Raw genomic sequence first — 23,442 nt, 5'->3', positions numbered from 1 at the left:
ATGGTGGGTCGTGGGCGATTCGAACGCCCGACCAATTGATTAAAAGTCAACTGCTCTACCGACTGAGCTAACGACCCTTTTTCGAATCCGCCACATTCTCTGTGGCAACGGCGGGTAATAATACTGATTTAATGTTTTTGTGCAATGTTTTTTTTCAAAAAAACAATCAATAGCTTAAAAAACAATCATTTAACCCCGAAAATGCAATATTTTACATTACGGGGTCAATAATTAGAGTGCTGCTAACTGCTTTTGTGCTAATTTAGCGCCAGCACTATTTGGATATTGCTTAATCACTTGTTGATAAATAGCTTTAGCATTATCCTTTTGCCCTTTCTCTTGCATGATCAGACCAATTTTATAAAAGGCTTCACTTGCTTTTTGAGATTTCGGATAGTTTTTAACAACAATAGCAAATGTACTTGCTGCCTGATCCTTATTACCTTTTAAGTAATACATCTGACCCAACCAAAAATGTGCATTTGATTGATAGCTAGATTTAGGATAGTTATTGATAAAGTTGTTTAATTCAACAATTGCCTTATCGTAATCTTTTGAATTCAATACGATATCAATTGCTGCATTATAATCGGCCTTCTCATCACCTTGCCCAGAATTAGTTGTAGCAGAAGGTGTTGAAGAAGCAGTATTATCAGGTTGTGTGGCTTCCGTCGATGTAGTCGATGTAGATGCACCGCCACCAAGGCTATCTAATTGTTGATAGATATTGCGTTGGCGTTCGACAACTTGATTTAACTGATATTGATTTTCCTGAATTTGACCACGCAACATATCAATATCACGCTGAGAATCAGCAAGTTGTTGCTGTAATTGGGTCAAAAGCTGGCTGTGAGCATTTGAAAAACGCTCAAGTTGGGCGAGTCGTTCATCGGTCGAACCTGAACCGATATTACTGATTGGCGCTTGGGCAATAGCGGCTACAGGAGCCGCTACGCCAACCAGTAACAACAGACTCATCAAGAAAGGTCTGAAGTTACTGTTGTTCATGCCGTTCTCTTAGTAATCCAGTACTGCACGACGGTTTTTCGCATAAGCGGCTTCGTCATGACCCAGTACAGCTGGTTTTTCTTTACCGTAAGATACGATTGACAGTTGATCAGCAGATACGCCTTTACCTTGTAGGTACATTTTCACAGCGTTAGCACGACGTTCGCCCAGAGCGATGTTGTATTCTGGAGTACCGCGTTCGTCAGCATGACCTTCTACAGTGATACGTACTGAAGGATTAGCACGCAGGAATGCAGCGTGTGCATCTAACAGGTTAGCGTAGTCTGAGCTAATGTCATATTTGTCAAAACCGAAGTAAACGATGTTTTGTTGTTTCAGTTGTTCTAATTGCTGACGTGCTAATTCTTCAGCAGTAGGACCTTGTTCAACAACTGGTACATTGTTTGTATCAGTTTGATCTTCGTTTTTGTTTGAGCTACATGCTGCAACAGCAACGAGTGGTAATGCTAACATCAACCCTTTAAACACTTTGTTTAATTGCATCTCTATTTGTTCCTTTATTTTGTTTGCCATACATAATTTTTATGCATCACATAAACGGTGACCAGGCAGGTGATTTAACCTGACCATCAGTCGCCGGAAGACGCGCTTTGAAACGTCCATCAGTCGATACTAGCTGCAAAATGGTGCCTAAGCCTTGTGTAGAGCTATAAATAACCATTGTGCCGTTAGGCGCGATGCTTGGCGTTTCATCCAGAAACGTATCTGTTAGATATTGTACGGAATTCGTTTCCAGATCCTGCTTAGCGATATGTTGCCTACCGCTTTCAGAACTCACCATAACTAAGAAACTACCATCTGGGCTTACCGCAGGATTTTGGTTTTGCTTACCTTCCCACGTAATACGCTCTGGTGTTCCACCGTTAATATTCACTTTGTATATTTGTGGACGTCCACCTTGATCTGAAGTATAGACTAAGGTTTGTCCATCTGGCATCCAATTTGGCTCAGTATTGTTGCTTCTGCCATTGGTTACCTGTGTCATATTCCCACTTGCTAAATCCATAACATACAGATTTAAGCTACCACTCTTTGAAAGCGCAAATGCTAGCTTAGAGCCATCTGGTGAAAACGAAGGTGCACCATTATGTCTTGGGAATGATGCTATTTGGCGAATTTCGCCTGTCGCTAATGTTTGTACAACTAAAGCGGATTGACCACTTTCAAATGTAACATAAGCAAGTTTAGCACCATCTGGTGACCATGCTGGTGACATTAATGGCTGTGATGAGCGATAAACACGATCTTGGTTAAAACCATCATAGTCAGAAACACGCAATTCATAAGGATATGCGCCACCATTAGTCACAACAACATAAGCAATACGTGTACGGAATGCACCACGAATACCAGTCAGTTTTTCAAACACTTCATCACTGGCAGTGTGAGCAGAATAACGTAGCCATTTTGATGGAACTTTAAACTCACTTTGAGATAAAACCGCGCCTGGAGAGCCAGCAACATCAACTAATTGATAGCTTACTAAATATTGGCCATCCGCTGACGGTTGTACGCGTCCAACAACAACAGAATCAATCCCTAATGCAGTCCAAAGTGCAGGTTGGACTTCAGAAGCTGTGACTGGCTGTTGAGGTAAACGGGATACATCAATAGGATTAAATTTTCCACTATTGCGTAAATCAGCTGCGATAACACCAGCGATATCTTCTGGCATTTGACCTGTGCCTTCCCATTTAAAAGGAACAACACCGATAGGGCGTGCAGTATTCACCCCTTGCGTAATTTCAATTCGAACTTCAGCGTTAGCCAGAGTGGTTACGCATAAAATTAAAAGTCCGAAGATAACATTTAATGCCTGCTTCATCATGTCTCCCTTTTATTATTGCGGTTATTACGCAATAACGCACAGAATAGTAACAAACGCTTTTCAACAACACCATACAACACATCAATAACATTCTAAAATAGCTATAAATTAGTGTATGTTTTCCTACAATCAGACAGTTTTAGGGTTTAAACTCAATTACTGATGATTTTACTTGTTCATAGACATCTTTTGGTGGCTTCGGTAATTTCGCTGTATTTGCGGCTCGCAATGCCACTTGGCATAATGCCGCATCACCACCTACAATATTCGCATTAATTAACATCCCATCAGGTGCAATACTAATTCTCAACTCACAAGTACGTCCTTTATACAACTCAGGATCGATAAACTTCTGTTCTATTGCAACTTTGAGCTGACCTTTATAGCGATCGACACCTTCACCATTTGCACCAGTGCGATTTCCACCACCTTGACCCGCAGCTGAAGCTCCGCTTTGTTTGCTACCATCAGCCACTAAACCATCAAGCAGACTATCTACTGCTTTACTTTGCTGTTGAGCTGCTGCTTTTGCTTTAGCTTCTGCAGCGGCTTTTGCTTTTGCCTCAGCTGCAGCTTTGGCTTTAGCATCGGCTTCGGCCTTTGCTTTAGCATCTGCTTCAGCTTTTGCTTTCGCATCAGCTTCGGCTTTCGCCTTAGCTTCTTCTGCTTTTTGTTTTGCTGCTAATTCTGCTTGTTTTTTCGCTTCAGCTTCTGCTTGTTTTTTCGCATCTGCTTGTTCTTTTAAGATGCGATCACGTTCTGCTTTCGCTTGTGCGGCCGCTTCTTCAGCAACTTTTTGTTCTTCTTTCGCTTTGGCGGCAGCTAACGCAGCTTCACGTTTTTGAGCCTCTGCTGCCTCTTTTGCTTGTAAACGTTCAACTTCTAACGTTTTCAAACGTTCTTGTTCTTTCATTTGCTGCTGACGCAACTCTTCTTCTTGTTGCTCTGCACGCGCTTTACGTTCTTGTTCTGCTTTTTGGACGTTAGCCTGTTGCGCTTTTTGCTGGTTATACTGTTGTACTACAGCATTAGGATCGACCATAATAGCATCAATAACTTGCCCGCCTTCACCACCGCCACCACCTAAATCCCACTTCTGAGTTAATGACCCCCAGATAAGCAATGCGATAACAAGCAAATGTAAGGCAGTAGACAAGATAACTGAACGGCTCAATTTACTTCGGATTGGCTTCGTCTTCTTTCCCACGCTATTATCCAAACTTATTTCAACCTATTACATAGGCTGAGTCATTAAACCTACAGATTTAACACCTGCTTGACGTAACATGTTGAGCGCTTTAATTATCTCATCATAAGGAACATCTTTAGCACCGCCAATCAGAAATATAACTTTCGGATTTTTTTCCAATTGTCGTTTAGCTTCAGCCATAATCTGTTCTTGAGGCAATAATTCTAATACTTCTTGATCAACACGAATATTATATTGCCCAATTCCTGCAACCTCGACAATCACCGGGGGATTATCACTGGTTGAAACTGTTTGTGTATCTGTTGCTTCAGGAAGATCAACTTCAACACTTTGCGAAATGATAGGCGCTGTTGCCATAAAAATAAGCAAAAGCACTAACAATACGTCAAGCAAAGGAACAATGTTAATCTCTGATTTTACGCCTCGGCGGTTACTGCGACCTCGTGCCATCAGTTATCTCCTTCTGCGTTAACTATTTCTTTTCTGCTGAGGCAAAAGCTTGGCGATGTAAAATCGTCAGGAACTCTTCCATAAAGTTATCGTAACTTTGTTCCAGTTTAGTTACACGCTGCGTAAACCGGTTATAAGCCATAACTGCGGGGATCGCCGCAAATAAACCGATAGCTGTTGCAATCAACGCTTCAGCAATGCCGGGTGCGACCATTTGTAATGTTGCTTGTTTAACACTACCTAATGCAATAAATGCATGCATAATCCCCCATACGGTACCAAACAGGCCAATATATGGGCTGATAGAACCAACAGTACCAAGGAAAGGAATATGAGTTTCTAGTGATTCTAATTCACGATTGAAAGAGACTCGCATTGCTCTTGATGCACCATTTACAACTGCATCAGGGGCATGAACGCTTGCTTGATGTAAACGTGCAAACTCTTTAAAACCGGAATGAAAAATTTGCTCTGAGCCTGATAACTCATCACGACGAGCTTGGCTATCTTTATATAAACGAGCCAAGTCAGTACCTGACCAGAATTTATCTTCAAAATCTGCAGCTTCACGATCAGCGGCATTCAGAACTTTAGTTCGCTGAATAATAATCGCCCAAGATGCAATAGAAAATCCGATTAAAATCAACATGATCAACTTAACTAAAAGCCCTGCTTTTAGAAAGAGATCGATAACATTCATGTCAGCCACTACTTAAACTCCGCGATAATGGACTTAGGAAGCGCTACAGGCTTCATTTTTAATGAATCTACGCAGACAACAAGCACATCTGCGCTACACAAAACATAACCATCTTGATTAATAAGCTTTTGAGAAAATGTCATTGAGGCGCCACGTAATGTGGTAATTTCACTTTCTACTTGTAAAAGCTCATCAAGTCGAGCTGGTGCAATATATTCTATTGATAATTTACGTACAACAAATACAACATGATCATACTCCCGTAAATCATGCTGATGAAAACCTTTTTCTCTGAGTAGTTCTGTTCGGGCGCGTTCAAAATATTTTAGATAGCTGGCGTGATAGACTACACCACCGGCATCAGTATCTTCATAATAAACACGAACAGGCCAAAGAAACTGCATAATATCTTCCTTACATTTTCCGAGTTAAGTCCATAAATAATTAAGCTATAAGTCACTTAACTATACTTAAGAGGTAGCTCTAAGGGAATCATAGTAACGTAAAGAATAGAAAACACAGTTTTCAGGCGCCAATCATAAACTCTTCTTTGCAACACGCAATATGCTTTGTGCTCTGAATAGAAAAAATATTTTCATTAAGACAGCATAAAAATGCTTGCTAATTAGAAATTCATAGATTGTCTTATTTATTAGTATTATTTTTAATGGCATAAAAAAACCAGTTTTAAAACCGGTTTTTTATATAAATCAATTAATTATTTATGATTGGTGTCTCATGGAGGTAGTGCCACTGCCAACTCATTTCATGAGAATTGCGTCTCAATAACGCCACTGACTCTCGCATAAGAATTTTCTTATTTTCACTGTGTATTTCTTGATATCTGACAATCGCCAAACAATCTGATTGATAAATTATTTTATAATCATCCGTTTTTATTTTCAGACCTCTTCTTTTCCCTGCATTTTCTCTGAACATCACAATAACATCATCATAACTCACTGCTTTTCCGTTGATCCCAACCATCGAAAACTCACTAGATAAAAGATTTTCTATCTTAGTTATTGCATCAACAGAAAGTGGAAATTGTGTAAAAACAGCTTCAATCTCATCATGCAAAGATTTAATGCTTTCTATAATTAAACCGGTATTAATTTTCATCTTTTATTTCCTGTGCAATACTTTTTTTCTTTAATGTAAATAATAGTGTGAGAGGCAATATGCCAATTAAAGCGCATATTAAAAATGTCATGTTATAAGCAGTTTGTGGTAAACAAAAAAGAGAAAAAATATTAAATAACATAGCAACAACGGTTGCTCCGACACTAAAAACGACCTGTCTATTAATATTCCAAATAACACTGGCTTGAACTAATTTCTGTGAGTTAAAATCATATAAAGCCGTTGTTTGCGCAGTATTAGCACCAATTCCGCCACCAATTCCGATAACTAGATAAGCAATGATTAATAAAAATATATCAGTATTACTATTTACAAATATTAATAAAGCAATACCTGCACTGTGTAATAATAGAGCAAAAATAAATAAACGTTTCATGCCCAATTTATTATAAAATACGCCACTTATTGTCATTGAAATAAAAGCCCCAAGTGCATATAACAACATGAAAACACCTGTGCCTTGAGCAGTAAATTTTAAATATTGTTGTAAATAAAAAATCGCAAGAATATTTACACCTGTAAAAACACCAGGAATACAGTAATAAATAAAAATAGAGATCGATAAGTTTCTATTTTTTAATAGTGCTAAATTAATAACTGGAGATGTATGGCGTCGATAATGATAATAATAAAGTACTGCAAAACATACCGATAATACAGCTATGACTAATGCAAGTAATGTTGAGTGATACTCCCCATAAGCCGATAGAGCAAACAACCCTGATACAATGAGCAAACTAATAAGAATGATACCTTTAATATCCGGTGTAGCATTTTCTTTAGGTAATGGCTCTTTTACCCAAATAAAGGCTAAAAATGCGGTTAGCAATGAGAAAGGAATATTGCTATAAAATACCCAACGCCAAGAAGCCATATCAACAATAAATCCACCTAACGTAGGCGATATTGCAGGAGCAATTAAAGCTATCGCCATAATGATCGTAGATATTTTGCTTCTTTCATGTCCTTGAAAATATTGAAAAGTTAGTGCTTGTCCAATTGGGATCAATAATCCACCACTAACACCTTGAATAAAACGCCACAAAATAAGCTCACTAAATGAATCTGAGCTTCCCACTAGCTCCACAGACAAACTAAACATCAGCATCGATGTCACCATCAATGCTCTAATTCCAAAACGCTGTGATAACCAATGACTTAATGGAATGATTAACGTCAACCCCAAGATATAGCTATTTGAAACCCAAGTCACTGAAACAATGGAAATTTGCATATCATCAGCGAGTGCAGGTAATGCAATTGCTGACATAAAAATATTAATACAATCTATAAAGAAACCGAGTAGAAATATAGCTGCAATTTGATAGCGGTAAGTCATAAAAATCCTCCGTGCATAGAGTACGGAAGATTGACGAATTTCGTCTATCTGACAAAATAGAACTTATTGTTTAATCAGAGTAAACAATCATGCAAAATCAAATTGATCGAATTCGCTCTTTTATTGCTGTTGTTGATACCGGATCATTTACTCAAGCAGCGAAATATTTGCGCTTGAGTAAATCAATGGTGAGTATTCATATCAAAGCATTAGAAACAGAGTTAAATGTCTCATTACTTAATCGCAATACTCGTCGATTTACGCTGACAGAGACTGGCGAGATGCTTTATCAAGATTTCCGCCAAGTGTTAATTCAGTTAGAGCAAACATTAGATAAAGCGAGATTGGGTCAGCAGGAACTACAGGGATCGTTGCGATTAAGTTCAACGGCTGAATTTGGTGAATATTATATTTTACCGTTACTTAGTCAATTTATGCAATTACACTCAAAGTTGAAAGTACAGTACACCTTTAATTCTTCCATTGAGGATTTAATAAATCATAAATTAGATTTAGCTATTCGTTTAGGTACATTAAAAGACAGTAATTATCGCTCAACCAAATTAGCTAATTACGAGATAAATTTGGTTATTTCACCTGATTTGTTGCAGAAATTCTCGATAAAAACTATCAACGACTTAAGTGCTATTCCCTATTTAGCAAACAGTAATTTACGTCAAAGTAAACTTTCAACTTCTGCACAGTTTAGTGCCCTGCTCTCTCAATTAGCGCAAGATGCCTATTTTGAAACTAATACTATTGCCGCATTAAAAAAGATGGCTCTTGCACATTCTGGGATGACTATTTTGCCACATTGGTATATTCATCAAGAATTATTAGAAGGCCAATTAGTCGTACTGTTTCCTGAATACTCATTGTTAACGCAGTCCGTGAATATTATTTTTCCTTATAGTGAACACATACCCAGAAAAGCACGTTTATTTATTGATTACTTAAAAGAGAATATTCATTTATAAAAACAAAAAGATAGATAATATTGATAGGATCCTTAGATAAGAAAATACCTTATTTCTTTTTCATATAATGAGCAGAAATAAGGTATTTTTTAAAAGAAGAAATAACTTAGCCCTACAACTAAAACAATAATTGCAGGGATTGGGTGCAATAAACATTTTGCAATTACATGTTTAGGACGAAATGCTAGGCCAAAAGTCGCCCCCGCACAAACCGACCAAATAAGAAGGATACCTTGCCAAATTGCCAATGAACTGGTGTTCGCCGCAAATCGGCTAGGATCCCACATAACACAAAATGCCATCACCAACGCCATGATTAAAACAAGAGCCCTAATAGGGCCCTTGTCTAGTAGTTGGTAACTTTTATCCAACATTATTCTTCACTTTCTGAAGTTTTTTTCGCTTCAGCATGCTCGTAAGCCAGTCCTGCGATCACCGCAATACTACAAGCGAAGAGTGTGCCGAGAAGCCATGCAAAATACCACATTCTCTATGCTCCTTAGTAAAGAGTATGATTATTACCTTCGATAAATTTCTTATCGAGGCGACCATGCATTTTCCAGTAACACCAGATAGTGTAAAGGAGAACGATAGGTACAAAGATAATCGCAACAACTGTCATGACTTGCAGAGTAAACAAGCTAGAAGTTGCATCCCACATTGTTAAGCTCACATCTGGGAACGTGCTTGAAGGCATCACAAATGGGAACATAGTCACACCACAAGTCAGGATAACACAAGCAATAGTCAGTGAAGTGAACAGGAATGCCCAACCACCTTTATTTGCTTTAGTTGCAACAATCGCCAGTAAAGGAGATAACAGACCTAATGCAGGCAATGCCCACAATACTGGATAATTGTTGTAATTAGTCATCCAAGCACCCGCTTCATGAGAAACGGTTTTCAGTAGTGGAGATGATGGACCTGCTGTATCAATAGCGCTTGTAATAATAAAGCCATCGATACCATAGATTAACCACACACCTGCTAATGCGAATGCGATGAAAGTAATTAATGAGGTAATGTAAGTTGTTTTACGAGTACGCTCATGTAATTCACCAGTAGTACGCATTTGAAGATAACTTGCACCATGTGCAACAATCATCATTAAGCTAACCACACCTGCTAGTAAACCATATGGGTTTAACAGACTTAACAGGTTAATCAGCGCATTAGTCGTGCCGTTATAAGATACACGTTGCATGCTATCGACTTCTAATGGAACACCTTGTAACAGGTTACCAAAAGCAACACCGATAACTAATGGTGGAACGAAGCTACCAATAAAGATACCCCAATCCCACATACCACGCCATTTTGGAGATTCTAGTTTAGAACGGTAGTCAAAACCGACTGGACGGAAGAATAATGCCGCCAATACGAAGATCATACCAAAATAGAAACCAGAGAATGCCGCAGCATAAACCATTGGCCATGCAGCGAATAATGCACCACCTGCTGTGATTAACCAGACTTGGTTACCATCCCAGTGAGGTGCAACAGAGTTAATCAAAATACGGCGTTCAGTGTCATCTTTCGCGATAACGCGCAATAACACACCGACACCCATATCAAAACCGTCAGTGACTGCAAAGCCAATCAGTAAGATACCAATCAGTAGCCACCAAACAAATCGCAATACTTCATAATCAAACATAGTGGACTCCTGTGTTACTTACTTTGTGCAGAAGAAGCGTTCTTCTGTTCAAAGTGATAGCGACCCGTCTTCAGGCTACTAGGCCCAAGGCGACCAAATTTGAACATCAGGAACATTTCGGCAACTAAGAACAGAGTATACAGACCACAGATAAGACCCATAGATACTAGGATATCAGCCTGTGTCAGTGAAGAAGTTGCTACAGCCGTAGGCAGGATTTCACCAATCGCCCATGGTTGACGTCCATATTCTGCAACAAACCAACCTGCTTCAACTGCGATCCATGGTAATGGAATACTAAACAGTGCAGCACGCAGTAACCATTTGTAGTTACCAATACGGTTAGACAGAACAGTCCAGAAGGAAATCGCAACAACCAGTAACATCAAGAAGCCAGCGGCAACCATGATACGGAATGACCAGAACAGTGGCGCGACATTAGGAATAGTATCTTTTGCAGCAGATTTGATTTGCTCTTCTGTTGCATCAACAACCTTATCAGTATAACGCTTCAGTAATAAGCCATAGCCTAAATCTTGTTTAGCGTCATTAAATGCAGCACGAATAGCAGGATCAGTATTACCTGAACGCAGTTCGCTTAATAATTCGTAAGCTTTCATACCGTTACGAATACGAACTTCATGCTGACTCATCAGATCATTAAGACCTAATACAGGCGTATCGAAAGAACGCGTTGCAATAATCCCCATCACATAAGGAATTTGTAATGCAAACGAGTTTTCCATTTTTTCTTGATTAGGGAATGCAATCAGATTAAATGCAGCTGGAGCCGCTTCTGTATGCCATTCACCTTCAATTGCAGCCAGTTTGGTTTTTTGTACGTCACCCATTTCGTAACCAGATTCATCACCCAGCACGATAACAGATAATACAGCTGCGATACCAAAAGTAGCGGCAACTGCGAAAGAACGTTTTGCAAAACCGATGTCACGACCTTTGAGCAGGTAGTAAGAGCTGATACCCAGAACAAAGAATGCACCAGTACAGTAACCAGCAGCGACGGTGTGAACAAATTTAACTTGAGCGACAGGGTTTAAAACCAGATCAGCAAAACTCAACATTTCCATTCGCATGGTTTCAAAGTTGAAGTCTGCAGCGACAGGGTTTTGCATCCAACCATTCGCAACAAGTATCCACAGTGCAGAGAAGTTAGAACCGAAAGCAACTAACCAAGTTACCATCAAGTGCTGCTTCTTACCTAAGCGATCCCAGCCAAAGAAGAACAATCCGACGAAAGTTGATTCTAAGAAGAACGCCATCAGACCTTCGATTGCTAAAGGCGCACCGAAGATATCACCGACGTAATGAGAGAAATATGACCAGTTAGTACCAAATTGGAACTCCATGGTCAACCCAGTTGCGACACCCAGAGCAAAGTTAATACCGAATAACTTACCCCAGAACTTTGTCATATCTTTGTAAACTTGTTTACCCGACAGAACATATATCGTTTCCATGATTGCCAGCATAAACGCCATACCTAACGTTAACGGGACAAACAGGAAGTGATACATCGCTGTTAAGGCAAACTGTAACCGTGACAGTTCGACAATATCAAACATCTTGACTCCTTGCTCCTAGCAGGAAGACACCGACTTGCGGCAACCCGACTTTATTAAATTATAAAGCCTCATAACTACCAACAATAAATGCCTCTAAAAACAACAACGAATATTAAAGACCAAAAACACAATACCTTACAAATAGTACGCTTATATTTACATATAATAAATATATTTTGCGTGACCCAGATTTGAATTCTGAGCTTAGGTCAACAATACGACTTTTAGGTTTGTAACAGCATATTTGATCGTGTGCCAATTTAAGCATATTCAGAAAATTTTGCCACAATTAATAACTTGACCCACATCAAAAAAACACTTTAATGTTAACTAGTTGCGAATAAATTACCCAATAGTTACTATTGTGTTAACGCAATGTTGTTTTTATTTTTAAGTGTAATTTATCTCCTTATATTTTCCATAATAAAATTAACTTTTTATTTTCATAAAAGCCCTAAAAATAAACACTTTTAGTTGTGTTTTATTAATTTTAATATCAAAATCATTTTTTTGCAGGTAAAAAATAAATATTTAAAAAAAATAATCTATTAATTAATGGGTTGAAATTTACAAAAGTGTAAATACAGAAAATGACATCTAGTTAATTCGCCAAATAAAAATAAAAATAAAATCTAATAGTGATTGTCTATTTTTAATATTAATGACTGCTTATTTTGTTTTTTATTTCAGATAAGTAAACTGTAACTAATTTATATTATATATCTAAAATATAAATCAACAATTCAATAAAATTGAAAATAATCTTTTAAATCAATAGAATAAAAAAACACTAACTCAGCCAAATGAAAAAGAAAATAATCTTTCTTTATTGTATTTTATTATTTTTGTAGAACATTTCTTACAACAATCATAAGTGTTTCATCATTACACTTGATAGGTATAAAAGAGCCTAGTTTCGGCTTTAATCCTCTTTTTGATGCCCTATCATAATAAAAGAATATTTTCTCAGACAAGCTTCTTTACCAGCCCCCCTTTTCACTTATCCATTAACATGTTTAAAAAAACATCTTCGCAGTAAAAACCTGCCTTACAGCGATGTTGAAGCGGAAATTTAGGGACTATTGTTACGATGTTTATAGAAAAGAGCATGATGTTCACAACATAAAATAACTATTTATTTTCTTTTTCTAGTCCATTTTTCACCTAAAAACATGCATTTAAAATATTATTTTTAACAACGAAGAATGGATACAAACAATATTTATCGTTATTTCCAGTTTATGCAAAAAACTTAGAAAAAGAAAAAAGAGCGATTACGCATAGAGATTAAAATTTAAAAAAATCGATTTAAAACAAATGATTAGCCTTAATTCATATAGATATTTGATATGTTAATCATAATACTCGATATAGATATAAATATTTAAATGAAGCTAGATATAAAAATGCCAGCTTCCTATTAAGAAACTGGCATTTAAGATAGTATCAATATGAAATTATTAACAGTATCGTTACTTACTTGATCATTGATTTAATAGCTTCACCAATATCGGCCAAGCTACGCACAGTTTTAACACCCGCAGCTTCAAGAGCAGCAAATTTCTCATCTGCTGTGCCTTTACCGCCTGCAATAATAGCTCCCGCATGTCCCATGCGTTTACCTTTAGGGGCTGTCACACCAGCAATGTAACCTACAACTGGTTTAGTCACATGATCTTTGATATAAGCAGCTGCTTCTTCTTCTGCTGTACCACCAATTTCACCGATCATCACAATTGCTTCTGTTTGTGGATCTTCTTGGAATAGCTTCAGAATATCAATAAAGTTAGAACCTGGGATTGGGTCACCACCAATACCAACACACGTTGATTGGCCTAAACCAACATCTGTTGTCTGTTTAACTGCTTCATACGTTAATGTACCTGATCGAGATACAATGCCAACTTTGCCTGGTAAATGAATATGGCCAGGCATAATACCAATCTTACATTCACCCGGAGTGATTACACCTGGGCAGTTAGGGCCAATCATACGTACGCCTGCTTCATCTAATTTTACTTTTACTGTTAGCATATCCAAAGTAGGGATGCCTTCTGTAATAGTAATGATGAGTTTAATGCCTGCCTCAATCGCTTCTAAGATTGAATCTTTACAAAATGGCGCAGGTACATAAATAACTGTCGCAGTTGCCCCCGTTGCCTCAACAGCTTCGCGTACAGTATTAAATACTGGAAGTCCTAAATGCGTAGTGCCACCTTTACCTGGCGTAACACCTCCAACCATTTGTGTACCATAAGCAATTGCTTGCTCAGAGTGGAATGTTCCTTGGCTACCAGTAAAACCTTGGCAAATTACTTTGGTGTTTTTATCGATTAAAATAGACATTATTTTGCCTCCGCTGCTGCAACAACTTGTTTTGCGGCATCAGTTAAGCTTTTAGCTGCGATAATATTTAATCCACTATCTGCTAATTTCTTGGTGCCTAACTCTGCATTGTTTCCTTCCAGACGAACAACCACAGGAACATTAACGCCAACTTCTTCAACCGCGCCAATAATACCGTCTGCGATTAAGTCACAACGAACAATACCGCCAAAAATGTTGACTAATACAGCACTGACATTTTCATCTGACAAAATAATTTTAAATGCTTCTGTTACACGTTCTTTTGTTGCACCACCACCCACATCGAGGAAGTTAGCTGGTTCACCACCGTGAAGTTTAACAATATCCATAGTACCCATTGCTAAACCAGCACCATTAACCATGCAACCAATGTTGCCATCTAATGCAACGTAGTTCAGTTCCCATTGTGCAGCTTGCGCTTCTCGCGGATCTTCTTGCGATGGATCGTGCAGTTCACGCATTTCAGGCTGGCGATATAATGCATTGCTATCTACGCCTAATTTGCCATCTAGACAAATCAGATCATCTTCTTTAGTGATAACCAAAGGGTTAATTTCAATTAGCGCAAGATCACGCTCTAAGAAGATAGTAGCTAATCCCATAAAGATCTTAGCAAATTGACTGACTTGCTTACCTTTTAAACCTAGTTTAAAAGCCAGTTCTCTTCCCTGATAAGGCATTGGGCCTGTCAGTGGATCAATAATTGCGCGATGAATAAGTTCTGGCGTTTCTTCCGCTACTTTTTCAATTTCTACGCCGCCTTCAGTTGAAGCCATAAAGACAACGCGACGGGTACCACGGTCAATAACCGCACCAAGATAAAGCTCTTTAGCGATATCAGTTGCAGCTTCAACCAAAATCTGTGTAACAGGCTGACCGTTAGCGTCTGTTTGATAAGTCACTAAACGTTTGCCTAACCATTGTTCAGCAAATGCGCGGATCTCTTCTTTAGATTTAACGACTTTTACGCCGCCCGCTTTACCACGTCCACCCGCGTGAACCTGACATTTCACGACCCAAGGGCCTTGACCGATTTTTGATGCAGCTTCTTCTGCCTCGCGCGGCGTGGAGCAGGCGAAACCAGCAGGAGCTGGTAATCCATACCGTGTGAAAAGCTGTTTTGCCTGATACTCGTGTAAATTCATGATGTTCTATCCATAATCTTGTTGAAAGTCGGGCTTTCTTATTTTTTTGACTATAAGCCAGAGAAATCTGACTTCACGAACACACTGTACTTCTTTGATGCTTGTGTCTGTTGCTAAGTAGGCAGGAGGAGCATCTCCTGCCTAAAAGCGATATTTATTACCTATACATCAAGTAATAAACGGGCTGGATCTTCTAGCATCTCTTTGACGGTTACTAAGAAACCGACAGACTCACGACCGTCAATTAAACGGTGGTCATAAGATAGAGCTAGATACATCATTGGTAGAATAACAACCTGACCATCAACGGCCATTGGACGATCTTTAATAGCATGCATCCCTAAAATGGCACTTTGTGGTGGGTTGATAATAGGCGTTGACATTAATGAGCCGAAAACACCACCATTTGTAATAGTAAAGTTACCACCCGTTAAGTCTTCAACGGTTAACTTACCATCACGACCTTTTACTGCTAATGCTTTGATGTTTTTCTCAATATCCGCCATGCTCATTGCATCCGCATCACGTAATACTGGTGTTACCAGGCCACGAGGCGTTGATACCGCAATACTGATATCGAAATAGTTGTGATAAACCACATCTGTGCCATCAATAGAAGCATTCACTTCTGGGTAGCGTTTCAGTGCTTCAACAACCGCTTTAATATAGAAAGACATAAAGCCTAAACGGACACCGTGGCGTTTTTCGAAAGCTTCGCCATATTGAGCACGTAAATCTTTGATTGGTTGCATGTTGATTTCGTTAAACGTTGTCAACATTGCGGTAGTGTTTTTCGCTTCTAATAAACGTTCTGCAACACGTTTGCGTAAACGTGTCATTGGAACACGTTTTTCACTACGATGAGATAACAGCGCTTGAGACGCTTCTTCAACAGGTTTCGTTGCCGTTTTATTTGCAACATGACCTTCGATATCTTGGCGAGTTAAACGACCACCTACACCGCTACCTTTCACATCAGCAGGATTAACATCGTGCTCTGCCACTAAACGACGCGCTGTTGGGCTTAATGCATCGTTATTGCCTTTTTCAGCAATGTCAGCACTTTGACGTTGTGCAGGTGTGCTATCTTGAGCTGGTTTCACATCAGCAGGAATACCGGTGCTATCACCTAAACGAATGCGTCCGAGTAATTGGCGTGAGCCAACAGTAGCGCCTTCATCTTCAAGGATACTTTCTAATACGCCCGCTTCACTTGCAGGAACTTCTAAAACAACTTTATCTGTTTCGATTTCAACCAGCACTTCATCGCGTTGAATGCTATCACCAGGTTTTTTATGCCAAGTTGCGACCGATGCGTCAGCAACTGATTCAGGGAGATCCGGTACTAGAATGTCTACACTACTCATTTTCTATCCTTATTTATTCAACTTTCAGTGCGTCTTCAACCAGAGCTTTTTGTTGCTCCTGATGAACAGAGGTATAACCAACTGCTGGAGAGGCTGATGCAGGACGTCCTGCATAACGTAATGTTGCGCCCGTAGGGATCGCATCACGGAAATTATGCTGGCTGCAATACCAAGCCCCCTGATTTAAAGGCTCTTCTTGGCACCAAACAAAATCTTTCACATGGGAGTAAGATGCTAGAATTTGTGCAATATCTTCGTGTGGGAATGGATACAGTTGTTCAATACGAATAATGGCAACGTTGTTTTGCTCATTAGCACGACGTTGTTCTAATAAATCGTAGTAAACCTTACCTGAACACATCACAACACGTTTTACATCAGCCGGTTTTAAATCATCCATTTCACCAATTACAGGTAAGAATTTACCATTGGCTAATTCATCCAATGCAGAAACTGCTAATGGGTGACGTAACAGTGATTTTGGTGACATTACGATAAGTGGGCGACGCATACCACGTAATGCTTGACGGCGTAACATATGGTAAACCTGAGCAGGCGTTGATGGCACACAAACCTGCATATTTTGCTCTGCACACAGTTGCAGATAACGCTCTAAACGTGCAGAAGAGTGTTCAGGGCCTTGGCCTTCATAGCCGTGTGGTAACAGCATCACTAAACCACACATACGACCCCATTTTTGCTCACCAGAGCTAATAAATTGGTCGATAACGACTTGAGCAACGTTTGCAAAGTCACCAAATTGCGCTTCCCAAATCGTCAATCCACGAGGCTCTGTTGTTGCATAACCATATTCAAATGCAAGAACAGCTTCTTCTGTTAATACAGAGTCCCAGACATTAAATTGCCCTTGAGCATTATGGATATTAGCCAATGGAACATAAACAGAACCATTAGTTTGATTATGAATAACGGCGTGACGGTGGAAGAATGTACCACGACCGGCATCTTCACCAGAAAGGCGGATCGTAATACCTTGGTCAACTAAAGTTGCATACGCTAATGTTTCCGCAGCACCCCAGTCGAGCAATTTCTCACCTTCTGCCATGACAGCACGGTCAGCGTAAATTTTCTCAACACGAGATTGCATCACGATTTCTGACGGGACAGTACTCACACGACGCGCTAAATCTTGTAAACGTGTTTGCTCTACTTTATGTGGATACTCTTCATTCCATTCGTGATTTAAATACGGCTCCCATGTGTAAGAATGCAGCCCCATTGGGCGGTATTCTTCAACAACACAATCTCCACGATCTAGTGCATCACGATAGAGATTAACCAGTTCAGTCACATCATTGGCATCAAGCAGTGATTGAGCAACCAGTTTATCTGCATAAATTTTACGTGGTGTTGGGTGTTTCTTGATTTTTTGATACATCAGAGGCTGAGTCGCATTTGGCTCATCCGCTTCGTTATGGCCATGACGGCGATAACACACCAAATCAATCATTACGTCACGTTTAAAAGTATTACGGAAATCCAATGCAAGACGAGTTACAAAAGCAACGGCTTCCGGATCATCGGCATTAACGTGGAAAATTGGTGCCTGAACCATTTTCACAATATCAGTACAGTATTGTGTTGAACGAGCATCTTTTGGATTTGATGTGGTGAAACCAACTTGGTTATTGATAACGATACGAACTGTACCGCCAACTTCATAACCACGCGCTTGCGACATATTCAAGGTTTCTTGAACAACACCTTGACCAGTTACCGCCGCATCACCATGAATTGTAATAGGAAGAACCATATTACTACGCGCTTCATCTAAACGATCACGACGAGCACGAACAGAACCGATAACAACTGGGCTAACAATCTCTAAGTGAGAAGGGTTAAAGGCTAATGCTAAGTGAACTTGAGCCCCTTCCGTTGCAAAATCGGATGAAAAACCTTGGTGATATTTAACGTCACCAGTTCCCAAATGCTCTTTATGGATCCCCGCAAATTCATCAAATAAATCAGCAGGTTTTTTACCGAGGATATTAACCAAAACGTTTAAACGTCCGCGGTGTGCCATACCGAGAACTACTTCACGAGTGTCTTGTTTACCGGCATGACGGATTAAATCTTTCAACATAGGTACTAATGCATCACCACCTTCTAAAGAGAAGCGTTTCGCACCTGGGAATTTCGCACCTAAATAACGTTCTAAGCCTTCAGCAGCTGTTAGCTCTGTCAGGAAGCGTAACTTTTCTTCTTTTGTAAATTGGTCTGCAACATTAACTGATTCTAAACGTTGTTGGATCCAGCGTTTTTCTTCAGTATTAGTGATATGCATATATTCAGCACCGATTGAACCACAATAAATGCGTTTCAGGGCCTCATATAAATCACTTAATTTCATGGTTTCTTTGCCGATAGCAAAAGAACCGACGTTGAAAGTTTCTTCAAAATCTTCTTTAGTCAGATTATGGAAAGCTGGATCTAAATCTGGAACAGGTTCTTGTTTCCATAAACCAAGTGGGTCGAGGTTCGCATTTTGATGGCCACGGAAACGAAAGGCATTGATGAGCTGCAAAACTTTGACTTGTTTTGAGTCCGTTGCCGGATCGCTTACCGAGGTATGATATCGAGTGGATTCTTTTGCGAGGCGTCTGAAGTAGTCGCGGGTCTGAGAATGCGACTGCTCTATGCCTTGACTTGCGGGCAGTTGTTGAAAAATCTCTCTCCAACTTTCGTCAACAGAGTTTGGGTCAGTTAGGTAATCTTCATAGATATCTTCTATGTAAGACTGATTCTCTCCTGCTAGAAATGTTGATTCTAGCCAGTCCTTCATTGCGCCGTTCTGCATTATGATCCCTTAAGCTATACAGCTTTAGTTCGCCGTGGATAACTAATACCGTGATTAAACGGTGTCGATTGCAAGGTTCTCTCATGACCCGCTATCTCGCAGGTTCTTTAAATATGGAGCTTTAGCTCTCAAGGAACCTTTAAGCACTGTCTAACAGTGTTTAAAGGTGCCTTACTATTTACCGCAAACGTCTAACTTAGTTTTTCCATTAACCGCCCTAACTATTTTAGGGCGGTTATTATTTTATGCACTACGTTTTAACAACATCGACTTAATATGGCCAATCGCTTTTGTTGGATTGAGTCCTTTAGGACATACGCTGACACAGTTCATAATGCCATGACAACGGAATACGCTGAACGCATCGTTAAGATCATCAAGGCGAGATTCTGTTTCTGTATCGCGACTATCAATCAAGAAACGATATGCAGCTAACAATCCAGCTGGCCCGATAAACTTATCTGGATTCCACCAGAATGACGGGCAAGATGTTGAACAACAAGCACAAAGGATACAATCGTAAAGCCCATCAAGCTTTTCACGTTGTTCTGGTGACTGTAAGTTCTCACGAGCAGGAGGATTTTTGCCATTATTAATTAAATACGGACGAATTTTCTCATACTGTGTATAGAACTGAGTCATATCCACTATTAAATCACGAATTACTGGTAAACCGGGTAACGGTCTGATCACAATTTTCTTACTTCCTTTCTGTAAAGATGAAATAGGTGTGATACAAGCCAAACCATTTTTACCATTCATGTTCACGCCATCAGAGCCACAAACACCTTCACGACAAGAACGACGGAACGATAAGGTAGGATCTTTTTCCTTTAATTGAATTAATGCATCCAACAGCATCATGTCACGCCCTTCTGGAACTTCGAGGGTGTAATCTTGCATATGCGGCGCATTATCAACGTCGGGATTGTAACGATAAATCGAAAATTCAAGTTTCATATTTAAGTCTCCGCAACTTCAATAACACCGCTAATTAATATGTACGCACTTTTGGTGGAAAGGCTTCACGCAGTTTTGGCTGCATATTGACTTCACGGCGTGTCATTGTTTCGGTTTGCGGTTGATATAATGTATGGCATAACCAGTTCGCATCATCACGTTCTGGGAAATCGAAACGGCTATGAGCACCACGGCTTTCTGTACGGAAGTTTGCAGATACCGCTGTGGCATAAGCTGTTTCCATCAGGTTATCTAATTCTAAGCATTCAATACGCTGAGTATTAAACTCGCTTGAATTATCATCCAGTCGTGCATTTTGTAAGCGCTCACGAATAACTTTTAGTTCTTCTAAGCCTTTTGCCATTGCATCGCCTTCACGGAATACTGAGAAGTTATGTTGCATACAAGATTGCAGTGCTTTACGGATCTCAACAGGATCTTCACCAGAGCGATTGTTTTCCCAGCGATTTAAGCGTGTTAATGCTGCATCAACATCCGACTCGCTTGCATCACGCATCGTGCCTTGTTCCATCAGAGACTCTTTTAAGTGAACCCCTGCTGAACGACCAAATACAACGAGGTCTAACAGTGAGTTACCGCCTAAGCGGTTGGCACCATGAACAGATACACAAGCAATTTCACCGACAGCAAACAGTCCAGGAATAACAACATCTTCGCCCTTCTCATTTACACGAATGGCTTGGCCTGTCACTTTTGTTGGAATACCCCCCATCATATAGTGACAAGTCGGAATAACTGGAATTGGCTCTTTGATAGGATCAACGTGTGCAAATGTACGAGACAAATCAAGAATACCCGGTAAACGTGATTCAAGGACTTCTTTACCAAGATGGTCGAGTTTCAATTTCGCATGAGGACCCCAAGGGCCATCACAACCACGGCCTTCACGAATTTCAATCATGATTGAACGAGCCACTACGTCACGACCAGCAAGGTCTTTAGCGTTTGGTGCATAACGTTCCATAAAGCGTTCACCGTCTTTATTCAACAGATATCCGCCTTCACCACGACAACCTTCGGTCACTAACACACCCGCGCCTGCAATACCCGTTGGGTGGAATTGCCACATTTCCATATCTTGCAGTGGAACACCTGCACGAACCGCCATACCAACCCCGTCACCTGTGTTGATATGTGCATTTGTCGTAGATTGATAAATACGGCCTGCACCACCTGTGGCTAAAATAGTGGCATTAGCTTTGAAATAGACAACTTCACCTGTTTCGATGCAAATTGCAGTACAACCAACAATATCGCCATCTTGGTTTTTCACGAGATCCAGTGAATACCACTCTGAAAAGATAGTTGTATGATTTTTTAAATTTTGCTGATACAGGGTATGCAACAGTGCGTGCCCAGTGCGGTCAGCAGCCGCTGCAGTACGCGCAGCTTGTTCGCCACCGAAGTTCTTAGACTGACCACCAAACGGACGTTGATAAATACGGCCATCGTCTAGACGAGAAAATGGAAGTCCCATATGTTCCAGCTCTAAAATTGCTTCAGGGCCAGTTTTACACATATATTCGATTGCATCTTGGTCTCCGATATAGTCGGAACCTTTTACTGTATCGTACATGTGCCATTCCCAGTTATCCTCATGAGTATTACCTAGCGCAACAGTAATACCGCCTTGAGCTGAAACAGTATGAGAACGAGTAGGGAAAACTTTAGAAATTAGCGCACAAGACAAGCCCATTTGGGAAATCTGTAAAGCAGCACGCATACCCGCGCCACCAGCACCAATAACAACGGCATCAAACTCTCTTACTGGCAGATTCATTACACACCCCACACCACAATTGTTCCATAAATAAGATAAACCAACAGCGCAACAACAATAATCAGTTGTAAAGTCAGGCGTAATGCCAGCGGTTTAATATAGTCCGTTAACACTTGCCACATGCCTATCCACGCGTGGATAAGAATAGAAAGCAACGTCAATATGGTGAACACTTTGGTTAGGGATGAGCTAAAGAACCCACGCCATACTTCATAGGTAATTTCTGTGGTTGCAATAAAACCCACAAGATAAAGAACATATAAAACGATGATGATGGCTGAGGCACGCAGAAATAACCAATCCTGTATACCAGTACGGCCTAAAGTAGAAGAATTACTTACCATACTAATACCCCCGCCAATATTGATAAGATTACTGTAATAACCATAGATGCAGCCGCTGAATTGCGACCCACAATCAAGGTTTCATCAATAAAGCCGAAGTCCATTAGCATGTGACGAATACCACCACAAATATGGTATGCCAATGCCGTCAGGATGCCCCACAAAATAAATTTCGCGAAGAAGCCAGTCATTATTTCAGCAGCTTGCTGAAAACCTTCAGGAGAAGAGAGAGAGGTGCCAAGTAACCACAGTAAAATGCCAACTGCGACTAACATGATAACCCCAGAGACACGATGCAAGATCGATGCGATAGCAGGGAGTGGAAACTGTATCGTCTGTAAATCCAGATTGACAGGTCTTTGTTTTTTCACAATTTATGCCCACACAGCTTTTATAATTTTTCCTTCCTCCGGACCTGGATGGAAATCAAACAGCGAATGGGGTACAAAGGCACATTTTAAGTAAAATGTTAAATCCGTCTATTTTACAAAAATTGTGGATTCGTTACGCTGGTTCTCCATACAACAAAGGTTCCGGAGACCTGCGCGCAGTATAAGTGCTTCACAAACTTATTACAATTACCACACAACTTGTGTGCCAGACATTTGCCTCGAACAGTGAGAGGGATCACTATTTAATATATCTGATGCAAAAATGATTATCATTTTTGACACACGTACAACATTTTTATTACATTTAATGCATAATTTTAATGTTTATGTTT

Annotated in this window: 22 protein-coding genes and 1 tRNA gene; 1 reads left to right on the top strand and 22 read right to left on the bottom strand. The window is 39.9% G+C overall.

Translation table 11 applies throughout. The features are described 5' to 3' along the window. Window position 1: 1 nt before the first annotated feature. The 10 genes from ABN080_RS17670 to ABN080_RS17625 all read right to left on the bottom strand — a co-directional run bounded on the left by ABN080_RS17670 (window position 2) and on the right by ABN080_RS17625 (window position 7,699). Window positions 2-77: transfer RNA gene (locus tag ABN080_RS17670), tRNA-Lys, on the bottom strand. 154 nt (window positions 78-231) lie between these two features. After that, window positions 232-1,008, bottom strand: coding sequence for a cell division protein CpoB (gene cpoB, locus ABN080_RS17665; RefSeq protein WP_340895643.1), 777 nt, complete (start codon window positions 1,006-1,008; stop codon window positions 232-234). Window positions 1,009-1,017: 9 nt separating this feature from the next. Continuing rightward, on the bottom strand, window positions 1,018-1,512 hold the full coding sequence (gene pal, locus ABN080_RS17660) for a peptidoglycan-associated lipoprotein Pal (protein WP_072070586.1): 495 nt from the start codon (window positions 1,510-1,512) through the stop codon (window positions 1,018-1,020). A gap of 46 nt (window positions 1,513-1,558) precedes the next feature. Next, complete coding sequence (tolB, locus tag ABN080_RS17655; protein WP_072070587.1) at window positions 1,559-2,854, bottom strand: Tol-Pal system beta propeller repeat protein TolB; 1,296 nt, start codon at window positions 2,852-2,854, stop codon at window positions 1,559-1,561. Window positions 2,855-2,996: 142 nt separating this feature from the next. Then, window positions 2,997-4,064 carry a cell envelope integrity protein TolA gene (gene tolA / locus ABN080_RS17650; RefSeq protein WP_196553416.1) on the bottom strand — a complete coding sequence of 356 codons (1,068 nt, stop codon included), beginning with the start codon at window positions 4,062-4,064 and terminating at the stop codon, window positions 2,997-2,999. A 27-nt stretch (window positions 4,065-4,091) separates the two neighbouring features. After that, a complete protein-coding gene (gene tolR / locus ABN080_RS17645) occupies window positions 4,092-4,517 on the bottom strand; it encodes a colicin uptake protein TolR (protein ID WP_072070589.1) in 426 nt (141 codons plus the stop codon). Between the two features lie 22 nt (window positions 4,518-4,539). Continuing rightward, window positions 4,540-5,226 (bottom strand): Tol-Pal system protein TolQ, encoded by a 687-nt coding sequence (tolQ, locus tag ABN080_RS17640; RefSeq protein WP_072070590.1) that lies wholly within the window; start codon window positions 5,224-5,226, stop codon window positions 4,540-4,542. Next, complete coding sequence (ybgC, locus tag ABN080_RS17635; protein WP_072070591.1) at window positions 5,226-5,621, bottom strand: tol-pal system-associated acyl-CoA thioesterase; 396 nt, start codon at window positions 5,619-5,621, stop codon at window positions 5,226-5,228. The genes tolQ and ybgC overlap by 1 nt, the downstream gene beginning before the upstream one ends. A 310-nt stretch (window positions 5,622-5,931) precedes the next feature. Further along, entirely contained in the window at window positions 5,932-6,339 is a 408-nt protein-coding gene (locus ABN080_RS17630; RefSeq protein ID WP_196553417.1) for a hypothetical protein, read from the bottom strand. Beyond that, complete coding sequence (locus ABN080_RS17625; protein ID WP_349441637.1) at window positions 6,329-7,699, bottom strand: MFS transporter; 1,371 nt, start codon at window positions 7,697-7,699, stop codon at window positions 6,329-6,331. The genes ABN080_RS17630 and ABN080_RS17625 overlap by 11 nt, the downstream gene beginning before the upstream one ends. An 89-nt stretch (window positions 7,700-7,788) precedes the next feature. Here ABN080_RS17625 and ABN080_RS17620 point away from each other — a divergent pair, with 89 nt between their 5' ends. Next, window positions 7,789-8,676 (top strand): LysR family transcriptional regulator, encoded by an 888-nt coding sequence (locus ABN080_RS17620; RefSeq protein ID WP_349441636.1) that lies wholly within the window; start codon window positions 7,789-7,791, stop codon window positions 8,674-8,676. Between the two features lie 89 nt (window positions 8,677-8,765). On the opposite strand, the gene ybgE is transcribed toward ABN080_RS17620, so the two are convergent. The 12 genes from ybgE to sdhC all read right to left on the bottom strand — a co-directional run bounded on the left by ybgE (window position 8,766) and on the right by sdhC (window position 23,092). Further along, the gene (gene ybgE / locus ABN080_RS17615; protein WP_072070595.1) at window positions 8,766-9,050 is read right to left on the bottom strand and encodes a cyd operon protein YbgE; all 285 of its coding nucleotides are present in this window, start codon (window positions 9,048-9,050) and stop codon (window positions 8,766-8,768) included. Beyond that, complete coding sequence (cydX, locus tag ABN080_RS17610; RefSeq protein WP_004244425.1) at window positions 9,050-9,163, bottom strand: cytochrome bd-I oxidase subunit CydX; 114 nt, start codon at window positions 9,161-9,163, stop codon at window positions 9,050-9,052. Before cydX ends, ybgE begins: the two co-directional genes overlap by 1 nt. Before the next feature lie 12 nt (window positions 9,164-9,175). Then, window positions 9,176-10,333 carry a cytochrome d ubiquinol oxidase subunit II gene (cydB, locus tag ABN080_RS17605; protein ID WP_088493410.1) on the bottom strand — a complete coding sequence of 386 codons (1,158 nt, stop codon included), beginning with the start codon at window positions 10,331-10,333 and terminating at the stop codon, window positions 9,176-9,178. A 14-nt stretch (window positions 10,334-10,347) separates the two neighbouring features. Further along, window positions 10,348-11,916, bottom strand: a complete 1,569-nt coding sequence (cydA, locus tag ABN080_RS17600; RefSeq protein WP_088493411.1) for a cytochrome ubiquinol oxidase subunit I — start codon at window positions 11,914-11,916, stop codon at window positions 10,348-10,350. A gap of 1,476 nt (window positions 11,917-13,392) precedes the next feature. After that, a complete protein-coding gene (sucD, locus tag ABN080_RS17595; RefSeq protein ID WP_072070202.1) occupies window positions 13,393-14,262 on the bottom strand; it encodes a succinate--CoA ligase subunit alpha in 870 nt (289 codons plus the stop codon). Then, the gene (gene sucC / locus ABN080_RS17590; protein WP_072070203.1) at window positions 14,262-15,428 is read right to left on the bottom strand and encodes an ADP-forming succinate--CoA ligase subunit beta; all 1,167 of its coding nucleotides are present in this window, start codon (window positions 15,426-15,428) and stop codon (window positions 14,262-14,264) included. Before sucC ends, sucD begins: the two co-directional genes overlap by 1 nt. 161 nt (window positions 15,429-15,589) lie before the next feature. Further along, window positions 15,590-16,795 (bottom strand): 2-oxoglutarate dehydrogenase complex dihydrolipoyllysine-residue succinyltransferase, encoded by a 1,206-nt coding sequence (odhB, locus tag ABN080_RS17585; RefSeq protein WP_196553420.1) that lies wholly within the window; start codon window positions 16,793-16,795, stop codon window positions 15,590-15,592. 13 nt (window positions 16,796-16,808) lie between these two features. Then, on the bottom strand, window positions 16,809-19,613 hold the full coding sequence (gene sucA / locus ABN080_RS17580) for a 2-oxoglutarate dehydrogenase E1 component (protein ID WP_349441635.1): 2,805 nt from the start codon (window positions 19,611-19,613) through the stop codon (window positions 16,809-16,811). 243 nt (window positions 19,614-19,856) lie between these two features. Then, on the bottom strand, window positions 19,857-20,573 hold the full coding sequence (locus tag ABN080_RS17575) for a succinate dehydrogenase iron-sulfur subunit (protein ID WP_006537662.1): 717 nt from the start codon (window positions 20,571-20,573) through the stop codon (window positions 19,857-19,859). 34 nt (window positions 20,574-20,607) lie between these two features. Beyond that, window positions 20,608-22,374: a succinate dehydrogenase flavoprotein subunit gene (sdhA, locus tag ABN080_RS17570; protein WP_072070206.1), complete on the bottom strand. Its 1,767-nt coding sequence runs from the start codon at window positions 22,372-22,374 to the stop codon at window positions 20,608-20,610. After that, a complete protein-coding gene (gene sdhD / locus ABN080_RS17565) occupies window positions 22,374-22,718 on the bottom strand; it encodes a succinate dehydrogenase membrane anchor subunit (RefSeq protein ID WP_006537664.1) in 345 nt (114 codons plus the stop codon). The genes sdhA and sdhD overlap by 1 nt, the downstream gene beginning before the upstream one ends. After that, window positions 22,712-23,092 (bottom strand): succinate dehydrogenase cytochrome b556 subunit, encoded by a 381-nt coding sequence (gene sdhC, locus ABN080_RS17560; protein ID WP_129586864.1) that lies wholly within the window; start codon window positions 23,090-23,092, stop codon window positions 22,712-22,714. The genes sdhD and sdhC overlap by 7 nt, the downstream gene beginning before the upstream one ends. Between the last annotated feature and the right edge of the window lie 350 nt (window positions 23,093-23,442).

This window comes from Proteus sp. fly-1089 (assembly GCF_040138965.1).
Classification (GTDB): Bacteria; Pseudomonadota; Gammaproteobacteria; order Enterobacterales; family Enterobacteriaceae; genus Proteus; species Proteus vulgaris_B.
Note: the sequence above shows the minus strand (reverse complement) of the source record. Positions and strands in the feature narration are given on the sequence as shown.